Source organism: Dactylosporangium sp. NPDC049742 (assembly GCF_040674675.1).
Classification (GTDB): domain Bacteria; phylum Actinomycetota; class Actinomycetes; order Mycobacteriales; family Micromonosporaceae; genus Dactylosporangium; species Dactylosporangium maewongense.
In genome coordinates this window covers 61,369-80,082 of sequence record NZ_JBFANF010000018.1, presented here as the reverse complement: position 1 = coordinate 80,082, position 18,714 = coordinate 61,369, and the positions used below count along the sequence as shown (strand labels likewise).

Here is an 18,714-nt window from a genome sequence, read left to right as displayed (position 1 = left end):
GCGCAGTCTTGGCTCAGGCCGGCGCCGCAGCGCAGCGGAGGCGACCTCGTGAGCGGTCCGGAGCGTAGTGGAGGAGCCGCGAACCATGGGCGCAGTGTTGGCTCGCGGCGGCGCCGCAGCGCAGCGGAGGTGACGTCGTGAGCACGACTGCTGACCCGGCCACCGCCGCACGCGGTCCGCTCGCCGGCCGCGGTGCGCTCGTCATCGGCGGAGGCGGCGGCTTCGGCCGGGCCATCGCCGCCGCGCTCGCCACCGACGGCGCCGCCGTGACGATCATGGGGCGCACCGAGGCGACGCTGCGGGCGGCCGCCACGACGATCGCCGCGGCCGCCCCGGGGGCGCTGCCCGTGCGGGTCAGCGTCGGCGACTCCGCTCTCGATCAGGACGTGGCCGCCGCGGTGCGCGTCGCCGATGAGACCCCTTTGACGGCCGTCGTCACGACGGTCGGCGGCGGGACCTTCCGTCCCGTGCTCGCCCTTGACGCCGAGACCCTCGAGCACGACTTCCGGCGCAACGTCACGACGGCGCTGCATGCGATCAGACACGGCGGACAGGCTCTGGCCGCGCGCGGTGGGGGTTCGATCGTGTGTACCTCCTCGAGCGCGGGCGGGCACTCCTTCCCGTTCATGCCGTCCTACTCGGTGAGCAAGGCCGCGCTCGAGGCCCTCGTGCGGGTCGCCGCCGACGAACTCGGCCACCTCGCGGTGCGGGTCAACGTGGTGCGCCCCGGCATCGTGGCCACCGACGGGAAGAACCCGGGTCTGCTGCTGGCCGATCCCGAGCTGGCCGCCGCGACCGTCGCCGAGAAGCCCCTCGCGCGGGTCGGGCGTGCCGAGGACGTCGCCGCCGCGGTCCGCTTCCTGTGCGGTCCCGAGTCGTCGTGGATCACCGGCGCGTGCCTGCCGGTCGAGGGCGGGGCGCACCTGCGCCGCGCGCCGCGGCTGGAGAAGCTCGCCCGGATCGTCAGCGGCGACGAGGTCGTCGACGCCGCCCTGGCCGGGCGCCTCCCATGACGCCTCAGCCACCCGCCACCCGGATGGAGCTGGCCACGACGCTGCCGCCGACGACGGCGCTGCGCGAGGTGCCCGCGGTCGTGGCGCGCATCGAACGGCTCGGCTTCGACACCGTGCACGTCCCCGAGACCACGCACGACTCGTTGTCGGTCGCCCTGCTCGCGGCCGAGCACACCAGCCGGATCACCGTGCGCACCAGCATGACGCTGGCCTTCCCCCGCAGCCCGATGGTGACCGCGTACGCCGCGTGGGACCTCGCCCGGTTCTCCGAGGGTCGCTTCCAGCTCGGTCTGGCCACCCAGGTGCGCGGCAACATCGTCGGCCGCTTCTCGGTGCCGTGGGACCGGCCGGCCGTACACCTGCGCGACTACCTCGCCTCGATCCGGGCGATCTTCGCCGCGTTCGCCACGGGCGCGCCCCTGGACCACGAGGGCAGCCATTACCGCTTCACCCGGCTCCAGCCCTACTTCAACCCCGGCCCGCTGTCCACCACGCCCCCGGCGCTGTACACCGGCGGGGTCAACCGGCGCGTCTGTGAGGTGGCCGGCGAGTTCGCCGACGGCTTCGTCACCCACGCGACGAACTCGCACCCGAGCCACCTCCGCGCGGTCGTGCTCCCCGGACTCCGCGCCGGCGCCGAGCGGGCCGGACGCGCCGGGATCCCGCGGGTCGTCGTCGTGTCCAAGTCGATCACCGGTCCGACGCAGGCCGCACTCGCCGCGAGCCGCGCCGCCGCCCGCCAGGAGCTGGCGTTCCTCTTCTCGACCCCGGCATACCGCACGACGCTGGACCGGCTCGGCCTGGGCGAGGTCGGCGAACGGCTCGCCGAGATGGCCGCCTCCGGGCGCTGGGCGGGACTCGCCGACACGCTCGACGACGAGACCCTGGCCACGCTCATCCCGCACGGCACCTATGCCGAGCTGCCGGACGTGCTCGACCGGGCGTACGGCGGGCTCGCCGACGGGCTCGGGCTCGGGCTGCCGCTCGACCCGGACGACGACGAGGACTTCGGCGCGCTGCTCGAACGCCTCCGGCGCATCCCGACGAGGGCCGCAGCCGGCGGCCCGCCCGCAGCCGGCGGCCCCACCGACGAGACCACCAGCGCGACGCGCAGCGACGCCGGATCGGAGACCGTGTCATGACCGCACGCATCGGGCTGCTCACCCCGGTCGTCGTCCAGCACCCGCGCACCGCGGCCGCCTGGGAACGCGACGTCCTGGCCGGCCCCGACGTCGGCGGTGCACTGCTGGCCGTCGCCCGCGCCGCCGACGACCTGGGATACCACCACCTGACGTGCAGCGAGCACGTCGCCGTGCCCACCCGGATCGCCGTCGAGCGGGGCGGCACGTACTTCGACCCCGTGGCCACGCTGTCGTTCCTCGCCTCGGCGACGCGCCGCGTCCGGCTCGCGACGAACATCGTCGTCATCGGCTACCACCACCCGCTGGCCCTCGCCAAGACCTACGGCACCCTCGACCTGCTCAGCGGCGGGCGCGTCATCCTCGGGGTCGGGGTCGGCAGCCTGGAGGAGGAGTTCGACCTGCTCGGCGCCGAGTTCGCCGAGCGCGGCGCGGTCGCGGACGAGGCGGTCACGGCCCTGCGCGCCGCATGGGGCAGGGCCGTGCCGCACCACGAGGGGCCCCGGTTCACCTTCACCGACTTCGTCGTCGAACCGCACGCCCCGCGCACCGCGGTGCCGCTGTGGTTCGGTGGGCGCACCCGCCGCTCGCTGCGCCGCGCCGTGGCGCACGGCACCGGATGGGCGCCGTTCGGCCTCGGGCCGCAGGAGCTGACCCGCCTGTGGACCTCCGTGGAGCGCCCGGACGACTTCGACCTCGTGCTGCAGATGCCGCCGCTGGACCCGATCGGGGACCCGGACGGCTCCCGAAAGCACCTGCGCACGGCCGATGCCGTCGGGGCGACCGCGGTCAACGCGAGCCTGGTGGCCACCTCGCCGGCTCACCACCTTGAGCAGATGGCCGCGCTGCGCGACCTCGCCCCGGAACGCTTCGAGACGACAGCGTCCGGAACCTGACCGGCCCGAGCCGGATCGACCCCGCGTGCACCCCGATCCGAAAGGAACCCACCCATGACCGACTCGCAGCCCGACCGGCTCGGTCTGCTCGAGGCACGTCTTGAGCAGGCCGAGCGGCGCCTCGCCGCCGCCGAGGACCAGCTCGCCCTGTGGCGGATCGTCGCCGGCTACGGCCCGGCTGTGGACAGCGGCTCGGCCGAGGTCACCGCCCAGATGTGGACCGAGGACGGCGTGTACGACACGTACCCGGTCGTGCTCAACGGCCGCGACGCGCTGCGCGGCATGGTGCACGGTGAGCGGCACCAGGCCCTGATCCACGCCGGCGCCGCCCACCTGATGGGCCTGCCGCACATCGTCGTCGACGGCGACCGGGCCGTCGTGACGAACTACTCGCAGCTCGTGCTCAACGCTCCCGACCAGAACGGCTACCGGATCTGGCGCACGGGCTCCAACCGGTGGGAGTTCATCCGCACCGACGAGGGCTGGAAGGTGACCCACCGCTGGAATCGCCAGCTCGACGGCACCGACGAGGGGCGCGACATCCTCGCCCGCGCTGTCGACCCCGAGGCATGAGCGGCCCGCAGCGCAGCGGAGGTGCACCAATGAGCGGGGTGCGCATCGGCCTCAGCTCCCCGGTTCTGGCCGACTCCGGGCCCCGCCCCGCATGGGAGGCCGAGGCCGGGGTCGCCGAGCTGCGGGAGGTCTTCACGACCGCCGACCGGCTCGGGTTCGAGTTCTTCACCTGCCCGGAGCACGTCAGCGTGCCACCGGGTCTGGCCCGGGGTGAACGCTTCTACGACCCGGTCGCGACGTTCTCCTACCTCGCGGCGATCACCGAGCGGATCCGCTTCCTGCCGTACGTGCTCGTGCTCGGGCTGCACCATCCGCTCGAGCTGGCCAAGCGGTACGGCACCCTGGACCACCTCAGCGGGGGGCGGGTCGTCCTCGGCGTGGGCGTCGGCAACCTCGAGGAGGAGTTCGCGCTGCTCGCTCGCCCCTTCGCCGATCGCGGAGCACGGGCGGACGACGCCCTGCGGGCCCTGCGGGCGTCGCTGTCGGTGCGGCTCGCGACCTACCACGGGGAGTACTACGACTTCACCGAGCAGGTCATCAGCCCGCACGCGGTCCAGGAGAAGGTCCAGATCTGGGTTGGGGGTCACAGCAAGCGAGCGCTGCGTCGCGCGGTCACCCTGGCCGACGGGTGGGCACCGGCCCCGGTGACGTATCGCGGTCCGGACCTGCAGACCTTGCCGCGGATGCTCGCCGAGCACGACCTGCCGGACGGGTTCGACGTCGTCATCACGCCTCCGGCCCGTCTCGACCCGATCGGCCGCCCGGAGGCCGCGCTGGACCTCATCGGCCGGATCGGCGAGGCGGGGGCGACCGTGGTCAACCTCGTCGTGCGGCACCGCGAGCTGGCTGAGTACCTCGACCAGCTCGCGGCGGCAGCCGAGCTCTTCGGCCTCGACCGCCGCGACTGAGCACGGCCCCGTGCGCCCGGACTCCTGCGTGGGTCCGGGCGCACCCACGATCAGGCCTCGTTGGGCATGTTCGACCAGCCCTTGCGGTCCACCCGCGCGTACCAGCCCGAGGCGGCCAGGGTCCCTCCGTCGACGGGGATCGTGTGCCCGGTGACGAAACGGGCGTCGTCACTGGCGAGGAACTCCACGACGGCGGCGTAGTCGTCGGGCGCACCGAAGCGTCCGACGGGGATCCACGTGCGGATGAGCTCCGGGTCACGGCCGCGCAGCATCGCCGCCGCCGGCGTTTGCGGCGTGTCGGCGAGGTCGGGCGCGATCGCGTTGACCCGCACCCCGTGCCCGGCGACCTCCACCGCGAGGCTCTTGGTGAAGGCGCTGACCCCGGCGTTGTAGGCGGAGTACGGGGCGCACGCCGGGATACCCCGGAAGGCCTCGACGGTCGAGTTGTTGATGATGGCACCACGGCCTCGCTCGACCATGCCGGGCAGCAGCGCATGGGTCATCGCGAGCACGTGCCACAGGTTGATCTCGTAGAGCGCCTGCCACTGCTGCGGGGTCGAGTGCAGGAAGGTCTTGGCGGCTGGGCGGAAGTCGCCGACGTTGTTGACGAGCACGTCGACCCGCCCCGAGTCGAGGGCCGAAGCGGCGGCGACCGCGGCGGCGACACCGTCAGCGGTGCGCACGTCGGCGAGGACGATCTCGACCTTGCCGCCGGCGCCGCGGATGTCGGCGGCGGTGTCGGCGGCGGCCTCGGCGTCGATGTCGACGAGGACGACGTGGGCACCCGCGGCGGCGAGACGGCGGGAGATGCCGCCGCCGATGCCGAGGGCACCGCCGGTGACGACCGCGATCTGGTCCTCGAGCCTGCGGCTGGCGCTCATCTGCCGGCTCCTTCCTCGTCGGCCCTGGTCACGGAGACCCGGTGGCGTTCGATCCAGTTGATGGTCACCGCACGGCGCGTGAAGGCCCATCCTTCGTCGGTGCGCGCGTACTCGTCGTCGTAGTGCAGGAACCAGACGAGGTCCGAGTGCCCTTCGCGACCGGGCAGCAGGTGGTGGGCCGTGCCGCGGACCCGGCCACGGGCCCCGGCCGGCGTCGGCAGGTAGCGCGCCCCGGCCACGACGTGGGTCGTGGCCAGGGTGCCGGCGAGTGCCCCGAGCGCGGCCACGACAGCGGGGCGGCCGACGTGGGACACGTGGGGAGCGAGGTGGGCCGGCGGGTCGGGGACGACGAGGACGCCGTCCGGGGCGAAGAGCGCGCCGATCGCGGCCGCGTCACGGTCGTCGGCGGCCGCGGCATACGTCTCCGACAGCGCCCGCAGCGCGGCGAGGTCGGCCGCGTCGAGCCTGCTCACGCCGCAGGGGCGGTCGCCGCGCGCACGACCTGGACGAGTTCGGCGACGGCCCGCTCGCAGTCACCGCGGGTGTAGCCGAGCAGCGCGGTCTCGGCCGGATCGGGTTCGTAGGCAAGGACGTTGCCGCGGCCCTGGACGATCATCGAGTCGGGCATGAAGGGGTGCGGCTCGTCGAGTTCGGCGATGGTGCGGTTGCCCCCGGCCGCGTCGACGAGCAACTGGAAGAACTGCGCGAACGTAAGGTTGGCGTCACCGACGAGGTATGCCGCGCCGGCCGCGCCGCGGTCGAGCGCGCCGCCGATCGCCTCGGCCAGGGACCGGGCCGACAGGTAGTTCGTGCCGCCGGCCGGTGCGTGGTCGGGGATCTGCGGCTCGTTGCCGGCTGCCCAGGACACCATGCGGCGGTAGCGCTTGGCCGTGATGACGGGGATGGCACCGATGATCGAGGGCGGGTTGAGAGTGCAGACCGTGAAGGAGTCGTCGGCCAGCGCCCGGGCTCCCTCGTCGGCGGCGCGGCGGGCGGCGACGTAGGCGTTCGAGTCGGCCAGGTCGGGTCGCAGGTGGTGGTAGTAGCTGCCGACCTGGACGAAGCGGGAGACACCCGCGCTCTTGGCGAGCGCGGCGAAGGCCGGCACCCCCACGCTCTGGGTCTCCCTCCAGAACTGCGTCTCGTCAACGTCGCGGGGCAGGTGGCGCACGTCCTGCCCCGCGGCGAAGACGACCGCGTCGAAGGGGGCCAAATCCTCCCGGGTGAAGGTCTGGCGGGTGTAGTCCCCGCGGAGGACGGGCAGGTCGGCGACGGGCGAGTCCGCATCGACCGCCCCTCGGGCGGCGACGGTGACGTCGTCTCCCCGATCTCGCAGGTAGAGGGCAGTGTGGACCCCGATCATGCCGGTTCCACCAACCACGAGCACCTTCATCGTGAGGTCTCCTTGCATAGTGAGGCGACTCCCCGGCGCGAATCAGGGAGCCAGCACGGCTTCTGAGCCTACCAATCAAGCGATAGGTTGGTACCCACGAGAGCACGCTTTTGACTTGGCGGGCATCAGGGGTCCCTGGGTCGCGCCATGCCCGATCCCACCGCACGGGCTACGCGGCGTCGGCGACCGCCGCCGCAGGATCAACGAACGCACCGCCGACCGCACCCGCGTCCGCCAACCCCTGCTACCGGTCTTGGTCGCCCACGTCGACGCACGTCACGACCACGCCCGCAGACTCCTGGAACACTGCGGGTGCCGGAAACCCCATCCGCCCTGATCGGGGCCGGTTGAGCATCGCATCGAAATCTCGTCGCTGTCGACGCTGTGACACGCCTCCGATCGCTGAACTTCACTGGGCGACGATGACTCATCATGCTTCTACGACTCGCGTACCTCGGTGTGACCAACGCCCTCGCGATGCTCCGGCTGCTGCCCATGAGCAACCGTGCCAAGGATGCGGAGATCCTGGCCCTCCGACACCAGATCACGGTCCTTGAACGGCAACTGCACGGCGAGAAGGTACGGCTCACCCCCGCCGACCGGGCCTTTCTCGCCGCACTACTGCACCGGCTGCCCCGCGACGTTCTGCGCCAGATCAGGTTGCTCGTGCGCCCCGAGACGGTGCTTCGCTGGCATCGCAATCTGGTCGCCCACCGTCACGCGGTGATCTCGCGCCCCAAACGTGCCGGACGGCCACCCACGCTCCGCTCGATCCGAACGCTGGTGCTACGGCTCGCCCGCGAGAACAGCTCGTGGGGCTACCGGAGAATCCACGGTGAGCTGCTCGTCCTGGGCATCAAGGTCGCCGCCTCGACCGTCTGGGAATTCCTCCACAAGGCCGGGATCAACCCGGCGCCGCAGCGGACCTCCGAGAGCTGGTCGGCGTTTCTACACTCACAAGCCCACGCCATCATCGCCGCTGACTTCTTCGAAACCGTCACCTTGACCGGGGCCAAGCTGTACGTCCTGGCCGTCATTGAGCACGCCACGCGACGCATCCGCATCCTCGGCGCCACCGCCCACCCGCGCGGCGCCTGGGTCGCCCAAGCCGCACGCAACCTCGCGATGGACCTGCAGGACGCCGGCTGCCGGGCACGCTTCCTCATCCGTGACCGCGACGGCAAGTACCCGGCGCTGTTCGACGCGATCCTCGACGATACCGGGATCAAGGTCGTGCTCAGCCGCATCCAGATGCCCCGCATGAATGCGATCATGGAACGGTGGATCCAAAGCTGCCGCCACGAACTGCTGGACCGCACGTTGATCTGGAACCAAGCACACCTGCTACACGCGCTACACCAGTACGAGCAGCATTACAACGCTCATCGAGCCCACCGCGGCATCTCGAACGCCAGGCCGCTGCAACCGCTCCCGGAACCGGTCACCGATCTGGCCACGGTCAAGCACCTGGACATCCGTAGACGTGACCGCCTCGGCGGCATCATTCACGAATATCGACATGCGGCCTGACCTGCATGGACAGGGTTTCCGGCACCCGCACCGGTAGTCACACCCAGCAACACCGCCTATGTTCGATGCCAATCAGCACAGTCGGCGCGACCGAGCGCCACAGTTCGACCCGAATGGCACCGATCGCCTTCGCAGACTTGGACTCTGACAGCGGCGAGACCCACGAAAGCGTGGTGTTCACCCTGGTGGCGATGGTCGGGGCGCTCTGACCGAACTTCGTTTGAGCGATTGCGCAAGGCCGCGGCACGTTCAAAGGAGATCGCGTCCGCTTCGACGCGACGCAGTCCGCATGGCGTCGGCGGCGCTGGGCGGCCGTCCTCCTCCTTGTCCTCGGTGCGGGTCGAGTGGCAGTCGTCGCCAGGGCGGCCGCAGCGAACGCGGATCGTCGCGTGCTGTCTCGGCTGCCATTCGACGGCGTCCTCAGGCTCCTTCACGAACCCTCGTTGACCCTGCCCGGACGAGACGAGGATCAGGTCAGGCACCTGTTCGGGCGACCCAGCTTCGGGGGTAGCCGGTCGACGTACGCCTGCTCCGTCCCGGGGGTTCGTTCCATAGCGGTCGACTGAATGCGGCCTGATAGACGCCGGCCAGTTCGTCGCGCAGGGCGACGAACTGGCCGGCGGTCACGGTCTGGATGCTCATGCGAGGAGGTTGGGCACCTGGCGGGCGGCATCGAAGCGGCGGGTGACGTCGGTCCAGTTGACGAGGTTCCACAGGCGCTGGACGTAGTCGGGGCGCACGTTGCGGTACTGCAGGTAGTAGGCGTGTTCCCAGGCGTCGAAGACGAGCAGCGGGACGGACCCGTGTCCGACGTTGGTCCATTGTCCCGCTGTGGCCCTTCGCGCTCAGACGCGGCCCTGCAGCCAGGCAATCGAACGTCAGTTCGAGATCTTAGCGTTGACGTGGCGTTGTCGCAGCACTCCGCGCTCTGTGACTTTGCGCGATAGATGGCGGCCCTTTGCGCGCTAGTTGGCGGAGACGAGAGGGCTGCCCCCGACCCTCACGGGCCGAGGGCGGCGGGAATGCGAATCTCGGGTGGCACTGGGCGCAGCCCGTCAATCATGAACGCCAGCAGGCGGTCGCCCTGCTCGTCGGGGACCTGCTCGCGGGCCCAGGCGGCCGCGTTGATGAGTGCGAACATATCCGCGGCGCTGGCCTCGGCACGCACAAGACCCGCCGCGCGCGCTCGATCGAGCAGGCGCTCGCCAGCGGCGGTCATCTGCTGGCACGCCCGGTACAGCGGATTGTTCTCGTCCTTCAGGCAGCTCAGCAGCGAGGTGGCCAGGCCTCGGTAGGCGGACATGTGCGCCGCGGTCGCGTGGGCCCACTGAGCAAGCGCCTGGCCGGGCGACGGGTGCATGAGCAACTCCTCTGCGGCGGCGACGAGCCGGTCGATGCTCTCGTGGAGCGTCGCTTCCAGCAGCGCCTGCCGAGTCGGAAAGTGTCCATACAGCGCGCCGATCGAGACCCCGGCACGGCGCGCGATCTCCTCCAGTGACGCCTCCGTGCCCCGTTCCCGGAAGGCGATCTCTGCCTCCGCGAGCAGCCGTTCGTAGTTGCGGCGGGCGTCGGCACGCATCCGGCGGTGGGGCGTATTCGCAGCGTTCACGACAACCTCTTGCTAAGTCGAGGTAGCCTCAATATATTACCGAGGCAGCCTCAGCTTAGCCGACCGCGAAGGGACTGCCCATGTCGAGCAGGGCCTCCGTGCCTGACGGCACGGCACCGGTGACGGGTGCATCCGCATCCCGGCGCGGTGCCGTCCTGGCGATCATCGCCGCCTGCCCGTTGATGATGGTGCTGGACAGCACCGTTGTGTACGTGGCGCTCCCCAAGATCCAGACCGACCTCAGCTTCACGGCAAGCGGCCTGTCGTGGGTGGTGAACTCGTACACGCTGGCCTTCGGCGGCCTGCTGCTCCTGAGCGGGCGGGCCGGCGACATCCTCGGCCAGCGCCGAGTCTTCGTCACCGGCATCGCCGTCTTCGGCCTCGCCTCACTCGTTGGCGGCATCGCCGCCGCGGACTGGTCCCTGCTGGCCGCCCGTACGGTGCAGGGTGTCGGTGCCGCGCTCGCCGCGCCCAGCGCGCTCGCCCTCATCCCGGCGAATTTCGAGGAGGGCCCCGCCCGTACCCGGGCGGTCGGGGTCTACACGGCGGTGGCCGCGTCAGGGGCGGCGCTGGGGCTGATTCTCGGCGGCGTGCTGAGCGACTGGGCATCGTGGCGGTGGATTCTTCTCATCAACGTGCCGATCGCAGTCGCGATGGTGGTCATTGCACCGATGGTCGTCCAGGAAACGCCGCGCCGGGCCGGCCACTTCGACATCGCGGGCGCGCTCGCCTCGACCGCCGGCATGATCGCCCTGGTCTACGGGCTGACCCGTGCCGCCACCGACGGTTGGAGTGATCCGGTCGTCGTGACCGCTCTGGCGGGCGCGGTTGCGCTACTCGGGCTGTTCCTCGTTGCGGAGGGCCGCGTCCAGCAGCCGATCGTCCCGCTGCGGCTGTTCGCCGATAAGGCGCGCGCCAGCGCGTTCCTGACGCTGGTGCTCTTCCCGGCGGCCATGTTTGGCATGTTCTTCTTCCTGACCCAATTCCTGCAGCAGACGCACGGCTACGACGCACTGCGGACCGGGTTGGCATTCCTGCCGATGACGATCCTGCTTCTCGCCTCATCCGCGGTTGCGGTCAGGCTCCTGCCCCGTGTCGGTGCTCCGAGGCTGGCGGCCGCGGGCGGTGTAGTGGTCACCGCTGGCATGGTCTGGCTCGCGCAGATCTCGTCGGACTCCGGATACGCCGACGGCAGCCTTGGCCCGGTACTGCTCTTCGGTGCTGGCGCGGGACTCGTCTTCACGCCGCTGGCCATGTCGATCCTTTCCCGGGTCGAGCCGGCCGAGTCCGGCGCGGCGTCCAGCCTGCTCAACGCGATGCAGCAGGTGGGCGGTGCGCTTGGACTGGCCGTGCTGGTCACCGTCGCGACGTCGGCGATCGTGCCGATCGACGGGATGTCGCGAGCGTTTTGGGTCGCCAGCGCGTTCACGGCCACGGCCGTCGTGCTGGCGCAGGTCAACCGGCGCCCGACTCCGGCGGTGCGACCGGTGCTGAGCGGAGCCAGGCCACGACAGTTCGGTTGGATCACTACCTGAGGCCATCGTGTGGCCCGCGGACCTGAATGAGACGGAGTGTGGACGATGCCGATCGCGACGGTGCGAGGCGTCACTATGGACTGCGCCGATCCCCGGGCTCTGGCCCGGTTCTACCAAGAGCTCACAGGCATGGGGCGGAGCTACGACGCCGACGAGTTCGTCGCCCTGACCGCCGGTTCGGGCTACGACCTGGGCTTCCAGCGGGTTCCCGGATACCGGGCTCCGCAGTGGCCCGGTCAGGAGGCGCCGCAGCAGCTCCACCTGGACCTCCGGGTGGAGGACCTCGACGCCGCAGAGAAACTGGCTCTGGGGCTCGGCGCAGTCAGGCCGGACCACCAGCCGGGCAGCGACCAGTGGCTGGTGCTGCTGGACCCGGCCGGTCACCCGTTCTGCCTGACCGCTGGCTGACCGCTGGAGTCCGCCATGGGGCACGTCCGAAAATCGAGCTTCGGAGCGGCAGATGCTCGGCCATCATGTCGTGTGGCCCCGGCTGGGGCGGTTGATCAGCGCAGCGGGTCGGCGGCGCTAGCGCGGGCCGGCAATGGGGCTCTGCCGTGCGCGATCGTTCAGTGTTGTGCTTCGATGCTCCGATGCGTCAAGCCAGCTCGAACATGCAGGATGCTGCGGCATTGACCGCTGGTCTCCGCCCGGTGCGGTCTGCCGGGTGTTCGGTGGATGAACTGTTTGCTGGGCTGGAGCTTGACGCCGCGCCGCCGGAGGTGGGTTGGGCCAGGTGGTGGACGGTGGCCTGGCGTACGGACGAGGGCGTCGTGGGCTGCTCTGTGCGGGACCTGGGCGCGATGCCGCATCGCGGTGATGCGGCCAGTGCGACGCTTCGCGTGGAGCGCGCGGCAGCGGCACCGGCCGGGGCTGCAGTTCATGGTGAGCACCGGCCGGCACCACGGATTTGAGAGTCTGGCCAAGCAGCGGCTGCTGCTGGTCCTGGACTTCGCCGGCGAGGTGGTGCAGGTGCTGGGTCAGCCGTTCCGGCTGCGGTTCACCGTGGGTGGGCAGCGCCGGGATCACGTGCCGGACGTGCTCGCGGTGACCCGGCAGGGGGTGTGGTTGTTCGACGTGCGCCCTGCGGACCGGGTGCGGGAGCAGGATCTGGCCGGGTTCGCGGCGGCGGCGCGAGTCGCGGCCGAGGTCGGGTGGCGGTATGCGGTGGTAACCGGCTGGCGGCCGAACGTGCCGGCCGGGGTGGAAGGGTTCTCCGCGCAGCGGCGACCGCTGGCCGATGCCTCCGGCTGTATTCATTACTCATGTCGGTGCCCATCAACCTGCGTCACGCCATGGCCCGTGCGGCTGACCATGCCGTCCAGCCCCGGGCGAGGATGTATGCGGCCAGCAGCATGAGCGTGACCGCACCGTCGGCGATCAGGGCCGCGCGAGCGCCGGCGGTCTCGCTTCCGAAGGACAGCGCGGCGAGGCTCAGTCCGAGCTTGTTGAGGATGGAAAGCTCCCAGATCCCGGCGTAGAGCCGGGGCCGGTAGGCCAGCAGCAGGAACACGCCGGCGAAGACGCCGAAGCCGAGCATGCGCCACGTCTCGACCATGCGCGTGGCCGGTCCGGCGTCCGCGACGGCGCTGACCGCGCTGACCACCGCGACGACGGCGCCCAATGCGGCGAGGACGAGCAGGGCCTGCGCAACGCGGCCACGGACCCGCCCGGAGCCGGCGACGGCACCGACTGCTACTGATGGGGTACGAACAGTCATCGGTACTCCTTCTCGGCTGGGATCACTGCCGAAATCCCGACCCTAACGGTGTTAGGCTGGTAACCTAACACCGTTAGGGTGGGCGCGGAAAGGGCAATGTGAGATGCGTGCTCCACGTGTTGGCCTCGAATTGGTTGGCTCCGAAATGTTTGGGTCTTGGACCATGGACGGCCGATGACGTCCCAAGCGCTGAGTCAGCTCACTCCGCGGGCCCGAGAGATTGTGCAGACCGCGCGCGAGCTTCTCGAGCGGGAAGGCCCTGACGCGCTGTCGATGCGTCGCCTCGGCGCCCACCTCGGGATCCGCGCCTCGTCGATCTACGAACACGTCCGCGACAAGCAGGCGCTGGAGGCCACGCTGATCTCAGTGGGCTTCGAGGAACAAGCCGAACTGTTCACCCGGGCCGTCGACCGGTCCGACGATCCGATCGCCTCCCTCACCGCCGCGTACCGCGACTTCGCCTGCCGCCAGCCGAACCTGTACCGGCTGATGACCGAAAGGCCCCTACGTCGCGACCTGATCACTCCCGGTGTCGAGGAGGCAGCCGCGATGCCGCTGGTCAACGCAACAGGCGGCGATCTCGAACGAGCGCGGGCCATCTGGGCCTTCGCGCACGGGATGGTCATCCTCGAGCTGAACCATCGATTCCCACCCCACGCCGACGTCGACACCACATGGCGCAACGGAGTCGACGCGTTCCGCAGCACGCCCTGAAACGCGGCGCCGCCACCCACCGACCCGGACCCGCGACCACGGCAATGACGACGCAAGAATTGTTGGCAGGCCGGTGCCGAGGGGCGGTTGGCGTCAGATCCTGCAGATGTTGGCCCAGCTCGCCCGGGACGGCGCCATCGCCGGGTGCAGGATCGAGCTCGCCACCCGGCAGGTCCACATCGTCGGTGGCACCGCACACCCGACCGGCGACTGGGTCACCCAGCAGGCCCGTAAACCTGCTCATGGGCCTCGACCATCACGCCGACAGGCTGCCCTTCCTGCTGCGAGACCGGGACGCGAAGTTCACCACCGCCTTCGATGCGGTCTTCACCGCAGCCGGCATCGACGTGGTTCGAACACCGCCACAGGCGCCGGGGGCGAACGCCTTCGCGGAGCGCTGGGTCAGTACGGTCCGACGCGAGTCACCGACCGGATCCTCATCGTCGGCGAACGGCACCTGACGAGCGTCCTGACCGAGTACGCCGAGCATTTACAACGGCCACCGCCTACACCGATCACTCGGCCAGCCATCAGTGCCATCGGCCCGTCCGCCGCTGGGGAGACCACTCCATCACTCATCCAACTCCGCACCCGCCAGGACCTTCACGCTCAAGATCCGATACGTCGTGGTCCGATGCGGCATCCTCCACCTCCGCGACGGCCCAGGCGGGCTGCCTGATCGTCCTCGACAGCAAGGGCAAGGTGCGCGAGACATTCTCCGGACATGGCATCAACGGCCCGTGGGACATGACCGCGGACGATGACGGGGAATCGGTCGACCTGTTCCTCACGAATGTCCTCAATGGAATCGTCGGCGGCGTACCCGCCACCACCAACCAGGGAACCGTGCTGCGCCTCGAGTTGAAGATCGAGGGAAGCAAACCGCCGACGCTGCGCAAGATCACGACCATCGGTTCCGGATTCACGGAGAAGACCGACCCGAATGCGCTGATCATCGGCCCTACCGGAGTCGGCCTGGGTAAGGACGGCACGCTGTACGTCGCCGACACCGTCGCGAACCGCATCGCCGCCATTCCGGATGCGGACGACCGCAAGACGAGCGCCGGCACCGGACGCACCATCACCCAGAACGGACACCTGTCCGGCCCACTCGGGCTGGCAATCGCACCCAACGGCAACGTGCTCACCGTCAACGGCGGAGACGGGAACATCGTCGAAACCAACCCGTGCCAGAAGACGCAGGTCGCGTTCCGCACCCTCGACGACCTCGGCGCGGGCGCCCTGTTCGGCCTCGCCATCGCACCGGAGAACCTCGGCGTCTACTTCGTCGACGACACCAACAAACAGGCTCGACCTGCTCCACTGAGCCGCGGGAGCGACCATGAACACGTGCGCGCCGACCACCGTGGCCGGTGCGCACGTGCCGCACAGACGAGCGCCACCAGGCACCGCAGGGTTGGCGACTACTCATCCGCCCTGCTCATGCGGCGTGGTGGTATTCGTGGAGGGTTCCGCTGAACCTCGTAGGCCTGCGGAACGGCGCCGGCCGAAGGGCCGGGCGCCGTCTCGCCGACCAGTGCGTTGGGTCGGCACACCGGCAGGTCCAGGACGACTGACCTGGGCACCCCGCCGGTACGCAGTCCGTGCGTTTGGTCGATGGCCTCTGGCCGGTGTCAGGAGGCGTACACCTCGAACTCGGAAACCTGGCCGGCGGGCCAACTGGTGTTGGCGGTGAAGTTGAGCCTGACGTAGCGGGTGGCGGTGGCGGTGAAGGTGATGGTGGCGGTGTTGACGCTCGGGCTGAAGGTGTAGTCGGCGGATGCTTTGAGCGTGGTGAAGTTTGTGCCGTTCGTGCTGCCTGTCACCGAGAGTGTCTGGGTTCGAGCACCCCACGACGCCGGCAATTTCAGCACGATCCGCCCGATCGACGTTGCCGAGCCGAGGTCGACCTGCAACCACTGCGGGAAGGCACTGTTCGCAGACTCCCAGTAGGTGTCCTGGTTGCCGTCGACGGCGTTGCCGGAGCCGTAGACCTGCGTGTGGCTGCTCTCCGACGTGGGCTTCCCGCGGGCCAGGTTGGTGTTGGGTGCCGGGTCGGTGGTGACGGTGACGCCGTTCGAGGCGGCGGACGTGTTGCCAGCCGCGTCCTGGGCGGTGACGGTGAAGGTGTACGACGTTGACGGGTTCAATCCGGTGACGGTGAACGATGTGGCGGCGGTCGTCCCGACGACGGCACTTCCCTGGCGTACCTGGTATCCGGTGACGCCGACGTTGTCGGTGGAGGCCGTCCAGGACAGCGAGACGCTGCTGGAGGTCTTCCCGGTCGAGGTGAGGTTGGCGGGCGTGCTCGGCGGCTGGGTGTCGCCGCCGGTCACCGGGCCGTACACTTCCAGCTCCGACAACTGCGCGGCGGGCCAGCCAGTGTTGGCGGTGAAGTTGACCCGGACGTAGCGGGCGTTGGCCTGCGCGAAACTGAGCGTGGCTGTGTTGGCGTTGCCCGAGTTGAAGCCGACGCCACCGGAGTTCACCACGGTGGTGAACGTGCCGCCGTCGACGCTCGTCTGCACCGACAGCGTCTGCGTCCGCGAGCCCCACGAGGCCGGCAGTTTCAGCACCGCCTTGTCCACCGCGAGTACCGACCCGAGATCGACCTGCACCCATTGTGGGAACGCGTTGTTCACCGACTCCCAGTAGCTGGCCTGAGAGCCGTCGGTGGCGTTGGCCGACACGAACGTCTGATTGTGGCTGCTTTCCTGCGTCGGCTTGGACAGCGCGAGGTTCCCGGTCGGGGGTGGTGTCGTGCCACCGTTGGGTTGGGTCGGGCGGGTGGCGGTCAGCGGGGTCTGGCCTTTGAACATCTTGCCGCCGTCGGCGGTGATGCGTAGGTAGTAGTCCGAGGAGCAGGCGGTGCCGTCGGCGTCGAGGGCGGGGTAGCCGAAGTTCGTCGGCTGCATTGAGGCGTTCTCGGCGGTCTTGGCGATCTGGTTGCCTTCGTTGAACTCGTCGAACATCGACACGTAGAGGCCCTGTGCGCCGAGGCGGGTCATGTTGTAGATGTGTCGCCAGTAGAAGTCGCCGTGGGCGCGGGCGCCGGCATGCAGGGTGCCGGGCATGACGCACGGCTGGTAGTCGATGCCTCTGGCGTTGCAGTCGGCCTGGTCGCCGACGTTGACGTTGTTGTAGTAAGAGTCGAGCTCCCCGATGCTGTTCGCCCGGGTCACCATCCACGGCGAGATCATGTTGAAGGCGTGGTAGACGTCGAGGAAACCCGGCCGGGAGTCGTTGATTCCGGCGCGCCACCACGTCGGCACACCACCGATGACGTAGCAGCCCTGCGCCTTGAACCAGTTGACCACGTCCAGGCACGGCGCCGGCGTGAACGGTCGGCTCGGCTCGGAGAAGCCGAAGCCCCAGATACACACAACCGGCTTACCGTTCTGGCGCGCGTACGCGGGTGAGGACGTGTACGCCGACATCTTCGTGGTCCAGTCGGTCTTGATCTCCGACTGCATGTTCGTCCAGTCGGTGACGTCGTACATGATGTAGAACTTGCGTCCGTAGGCCTCGGCCGCGCTGCGCACTTGGGCTGTCATGGCGTCGCGGATCGGGCCTTCGCCGCCGGTGGGGTTGAAGCGCTGCAACGCGGCGGTGTCACAGCCGTAGTCGCGCATCCACTTGAAGTGCGTATCAACGGTCTGCTGGTCGTAGGAGGAGAACAGCTGAGCGGGCTGACCGTTGCCGAGGTTGGCGTAGGCGGTCGTGTACTTCTTGGTGAACTCCCGCATGTCCGGCCACGCCACGATCGTCGTGTTCGACGGCGAGGGCGGCGTGTTGTTGTTCTGGCTCCAGTGCCACCACGCGTTGATCGGCGAACCGTCGCCGATACAGGCGAACCAGCCCTGGTAGCCGACGGAGATCTTGCCGACCACGTCACCGGGCGGGCTCGCTGCGAACGCCGTCGCTGTCCACGCGGAGACCAGTTCGCCGGTGGAGACCGCGGCGAGGGCGGTGCCGGACGCGACCGAGGTGACGAACTTCCGACGTGAGATTGACATATGGACACTCCCCTCTCACTTTCCTGGCCGGTCATACTTCCACCCGTCGACACATTCTTGCAATAGTCCAGTCAAAGTATCGCAACAACTTGATGATACGGCGCAATCCTGCACGTGAAGGTTGGAAGTGGAGCTACGAGGACCGGCCACGCCAGACCAAGTGAACCGGTGCGGCTGCACCGGCGGCGCACGCCACGATGTCACGCGTAGTGATGGCAGGAGCGGCTCTCGCGCGCTCTTCTGCGGCGGACAACAGCACTCCGTGACGGCATGCATCCTGCCGTCACGATCTGGGCCGGGCTACCGGCCGATCCGCTCGCATAGCTCGAAACTCTGCATCGAAAGTCCAGCACCCTCAGCCCTTGCACTCACAGAAGGGATAGCAAAAACTTTCTTCTTGGTATGCAAAAGTTGAACCATTCCGTCGTCGTTCGTCGGCTACTGGCGTGACCGACACGGTCACGTCCACGGAAGTGGTGTCGACTCGCCCACTTTGGGCGTGATGTGGTGAATGGGGCCGTGTTCAGCCAAGCGCGTGGTACCCGGTGACGACCCCACGCCGCTCGACAACGCGTAGCTGTTCTGTGAAGGCTGGCATTACGGCAGTGTCACGGTGACGGCGGGCAACGCGCCCAACATGAGCACCGGTGCTGGGGCCCTGGTGCTGGCCAGCATCGGGAGGTGACTCGGCGCGGCACCACCGGCCTGGCCACCATCAGCGCCCGCACCCAAGTCTCCAGCGAAGCCGAGTCGGTCATCGTCACCGTCCGGTGATACGCGCTGAGGCGTT

19 protein-coding genes and 1 pseudogene are annotated in these 18,714 nt (G+C 69.5%); 11 read left to right on the top strand and 9 right to left on the bottom strand.

All coding sequences use genetic code 11. The features are described from left to right. The first annotated feature begins 137 nt into the window (after window positions 1–137). From AB0J72_RS23110 to AB0J72_RS23090, 5 genes are read left to right on the top strand one after another with little or no spacing between them, the layout of a single operon-like run. Window positions 138–1,013 (top strand): SDR family oxidoreductase, encoded by an 876-nt coding sequence (locus AB0J72_RS23110; RefSeq protein ID WP_363401858.1) that lies wholly within the window; start codon window positions 138–140, stop codon window positions 1,011–1,013. Continuing rightward, window positions 1,010–2,155, top strand: a complete 1,146-nt coding sequence (locus tag AB0J72_RS23105; RefSeq protein WP_363401856.1) for a TIGR03617 family F420-dependent LLM class oxidoreductase — start codon at window positions 1,010–1,012, stop codon at window positions 2,153–2,155. The genes AB0J72_RS23110 and AB0J72_RS23105 overlap by 4 nt, the downstream gene beginning before the upstream one ends. Then, window positions 2,152–3,048, top strand: a complete 897-nt coding sequence (locus AB0J72_RS23100; RefSeq protein ID WP_363401854.1) for a TIGR03619 family F420-dependent LLM class oxidoreductase — start codon at window positions 2,152–2,154, stop codon at window positions 3,046–3,048. The genes AB0J72_RS23105 and AB0J72_RS23100 overlap by 4 nt, the downstream gene beginning before the upstream one ends. A 54-nt stretch (window positions 3,049–3,102) precedes the next feature. After that, window positions 3,103–3,621, top strand: a complete 519-nt coding sequence (locus AB0J72_RS23095) for a nuclear transport factor 2 family protein (protein ID WP_363401852.1) — start codon at window positions 3,103–3,105, stop codon at window positions 3,619–3,621. A gap of 29 nt (window positions 3,622–3,650) precedes the next feature. Continuing rightward, a complete protein-coding gene (locus AB0J72_RS23090; protein ID WP_363401850.1) occupies window positions 3,651–4,529 on the top strand; it encodes a TIGR03619 family F420-dependent LLM class oxidoreductase in 879 nt (292 codons plus the stop codon). A 50-nt stretch (window positions 4,530–4,579) separates the two neighbouring features. Here the strand turns inward: AB0J72_RS23090 and AB0J72_RS23085 are convergent, their stop codons facing one another. The 3 genes from AB0J72_RS23085 to AB0J72_RS23075 are packed head-to-tail and all read right to left on the bottom strand — an operon-like array spanning window position 4,580 to window position 6,803. Then, window positions 4,580–5,410 carry an SDR family oxidoreductase gene (locus tag AB0J72_RS23085; RefSeq protein ID WP_363401848.1) on the bottom strand — a complete coding sequence of 277 codons (831 nt, stop codon included), beginning with the start codon at window positions 5,408–5,410 and terminating at the stop codon, window positions 4,580–4,582. After that, window positions 5,407–5,883 carry a nuclear transport factor 2 family protein gene (locus AB0J72_RS23080; RefSeq protein WP_363401846.1) on the bottom strand — a complete coding sequence of 159 codons (477 nt, stop codon included), beginning with the start codon at window positions 5,881–5,883 and terminating at the stop codon, window positions 5,407–5,409. Before AB0J72_RS23080 ends, AB0J72_RS23085 begins: the two co-directional genes overlap by 4 nt. Next, a complete protein-coding gene (locus AB0J72_RS23075) occupies window positions 5,880–6,803 on the bottom strand; it encodes an NAD-dependent epimerase/dehydratase family protein (RefSeq protein WP_363401844.1) in 924 nt (307 codons plus the stop codon). The genes AB0J72_RS23080 and AB0J72_RS23075 overlap by 4 nt, the downstream gene beginning before the upstream one ends. Before the next feature lie 459 nt (window positions 6,804–7,262). On the opposite strand from AB0J72_RS23075, the gene AB0J72_RS23070 reads away from it, so the two are divergent. Next, a complete protein-coding gene (locus tag AB0J72_RS23070) occupies window positions 7,263–8,333 on the top strand; it encodes an integrase core domain-containing protein (protein WP_363401843.1) in 1,071 nt (356 codons plus the stop codon). A 474-nt stretch (window positions 8,334–8,807) separates the two neighbouring features. Here AB0J72_RS23070 and AB0J72_RS23065 read toward each other — a convergent pair whose 3' ends face one another. From AB0J72_RS23065 to AB0J72_RS23055, 3 genes and pseudogenes are all read right to left on the bottom strand, one after another. Then, on the bottom strand, window positions 8,808–8,975 hold the full coding sequence (locus tag AB0J72_RS23065) for a hypothetical protein (protein ID WP_363401841.1): 168 nt from the start codon (window positions 8,973–8,975) through the stop codon (window positions 8,808–8,810). Further along, window positions 8,972–9,148 (bottom strand): annotated as a pseudogene (locus AB0J72_RS23060) (Fe-Mn family superoxide dismutase); the annotation flags it as partial. The pseudogene AB0J72_RS23060 and the gene AB0J72_RS23065, both read right to left, overlap by 4 nt. 185 nt (window positions 9,149–9,333) lie before the next feature. Beyond that, window positions 9,334–9,942 (bottom strand): helix-turn-helix domain-containing protein, encoded by a 609-nt coding sequence (locus tag AB0J72_RS23055; RefSeq protein ID WP_363401839.1) that lies wholly within the window; start codon window positions 9,940–9,942, stop codon window positions 9,334–9,336. Window positions 9,943–10,040: 98 nt separating this feature from the next. Here AB0J72_RS23055 and AB0J72_RS23050 point away from each other — a divergent pair, with 98 nt between their 5' ends. The 3 genes from AB0J72_RS23050 to AB0J72_RS23040 all read left to right on the top strand — a co-directional run bounded on the left by AB0J72_RS23050 (window position 10,041) and on the right by AB0J72_RS23040 (window position 12,833). Continuing rightward, complete coding sequence (locus tag AB0J72_RS23050; protein ID WP_363401837.1) at window positions 10,041–11,477, top strand: MFS transporter; 1,437 nt, start codon at window positions 10,041–10,043, stop codon at window positions 11,475–11,477. A 45-nt stretch (window positions 11,478–11,522) separates the two neighbouring features. Next, the gene (locus AB0J72_RS23045) at window positions 11,523–11,885 is read left to right on the top strand and encodes a VOC family protein (protein ID WP_363401835.1); all 363 of its coding nucleotides are present in this window, start codon (window positions 11,523–11,525) and stop codon (window positions 11,883–11,885) included. A 267-nt stretch (window positions 11,886–12,152) separates the two neighbouring features. Further along, window positions 12,153–12,833 carry a TnsA-like heteromeric transposase endonuclease subunit gene (locus AB0J72_RS23040; protein WP_363401833.1) on the top strand — a complete coding sequence of 227 codons (681 nt, stop codon included), beginning with the start codon at window positions 12,153–12,155 and terminating at the stop codon, window positions 12,831–12,833. On the opposite strand, the gene AB0J72_RS23035 is transcribed toward AB0J72_RS23040, so the two are convergent. Then, window positions 12,763–13,194, bottom strand: a complete 432-nt coding sequence (locus tag AB0J72_RS23035) for a hypothetical protein (RefSeq protein WP_363401831.1) — start codon at window positions 13,192–13,194, stop codon at window positions 12,763–12,765. The genes AB0J72_RS23040 and AB0J72_RS23035 overlap by 71 nt on opposite strands. 174 nt (window positions 13,195–13,368) lie before the next feature. Here AB0J72_RS23035 and AB0J72_RS23030 point away from each other — a divergent pair, with 174 nt between their 5' ends. Further along, window positions 13,369–13,908: a TetR/AcrR family transcriptional regulator gene (locus AB0J72_RS23030; RefSeq protein WP_363401829.1), complete on the top strand. Its 540-nt coding sequence runs from the start codon at window positions 13,369–13,371 to the stop codon at window positions 13,906–13,908. Window positions 13,909–14,164: 256 nt separating this feature from the next. On the opposite strand, the gene AB0J72_RS23025 is transcribed toward AB0J72_RS23030, so the two are convergent. After that, window positions 14,165–14,365, bottom strand: coding sequence for a hypothetical protein (locus AB0J72_RS23025; RefSeq protein ID WP_363401827.1), 201 nt, complete (start codon window positions 14,363–14,365; stop codon window positions 14,165–14,167). 245 nt (window positions 14,366–14,610) lie between these two features. Here AB0J72_RS23025 and AB0J72_RS23020 point away from each other — a divergent pair, with 245 nt between their 5' ends. Further along, window positions 14,611–15,387 carry a hypothetical protein gene (locus AB0J72_RS23020; protein WP_363401825.1) on the top strand — a complete coding sequence of 259 codons (777 nt, stop codon included), beginning with the start codon at window positions 14,611–14,613 and terminating at the stop codon, window positions 15,385–15,387. A gap of 155 nt (window positions 15,388–15,542) precedes the next feature. Here AB0J72_RS23020 and AB0J72_RS23015 read toward each other — a convergent pair whose 3' ends face one another. Next, window positions 15,543–17,924: a discoidin domain-containing protein gene (locus tag AB0J72_RS23015; RefSeq protein WP_363401823.1), complete on the bottom strand. Its 2,382-nt coding sequence runs from the start codon at window positions 17,922–17,924 to the stop codon at window positions 15,543–15,545. Between the last annotated feature and the right edge of the window lie 790 nt (window positions 17,925–18,714).

What these genes read in the sequence shown, in the direction of transcription:
- AB0J72_RS23065 (WP_363401841.1), bottom strand. Translation starts at nt 8,975, where the DNA reads ATGAGCATCCAGACCGTGACCGCCGGCCAGTTCGTCGCCCTGCGCGAC.
- AB0J72_RS23100 (WP_363401854.1), top strand. Translation starts at nt 2,152, where the DNA reads ATGACCGCACGCATCGGGCTGCTCACCCCGGTCGTCGTCCAGCACCCG.
- AB0J72_RS23030 (WP_363401829.1), top strand. Translation starts at nt 13,369, where the DNA reads ATGACGTCCCAAGCGCTGAGTCAGCTCACTCCGCGGGCCCGAGAGATT.
- AB0J72_RS23105 (WP_363401856.1), top strand. Translation starts at nt 1,010, where the DNA reads ATGACGCCTCAGCCACCCGCCACCCGGATGGAGCTGGCCACGACGCTG.
- AB0J72_RS23075 (WP_363401844.1), bottom strand. Translation starts at nt 6,803, where the DNA reads ATGAAGGTGCTCGTGGTTGGTGGAACCGGCATGATCGGGGTCCACACT.
- AB0J72_RS23090 (WP_363401850.1), top strand. Translation starts at nt 3,651, where the DNA reads ATGAGCGGGGTGCGCATCGGCCTCAGCTCCCCGGTTCTGGCCGACTCC.
- AB0J72_RS23045 (WP_363401835.1), top strand. Translation starts at nt 11,523, where the DNA reads ATGCCGATCGCGACGGTGCGAGGCGTCACTATGGACTGCGCCGATCCC.
- AB0J72_RS23040 (WP_363401833.1), top strand. Translation starts at nt 12,153, where the DNA reads ATGAACTGTTTGCTGGGCTGGAGCTTGACGCCGCGCCGCCGGAGGTGG.
- AB0J72_RS23095 (WP_363401852.1), top strand. Translation starts at nt 3,103, where the DNA reads ATGACCGACTCGCAGCCCGACCGGCTCGGTCTGCTCGAGGCACGTCTT.
- AB0J72_RS23035 (WP_363401831.1), bottom strand. Translation starts at nt 13,194, where the DNA reads ATGACTGTTCGTACCCCATCAGTAGCAGTCGGTGCCGTCGCCGGCTCC.
- AB0J72_RS23015 (WP_363401823.1), bottom strand. Translation starts at nt 17,924, where the DNA reads ATGTCAATCTCACGTCGGAAGTTCGTCACCTCGGTCGCGTCCGGCACC.
- AB0J72_RS23085 (WP_363401848.1), bottom strand. Translation starts at nt 5,410, where the DNA reads ATGAGCGCCAGCCGCAGGCTCGAGGACCAGATCGCGGTCGTCACCGGC.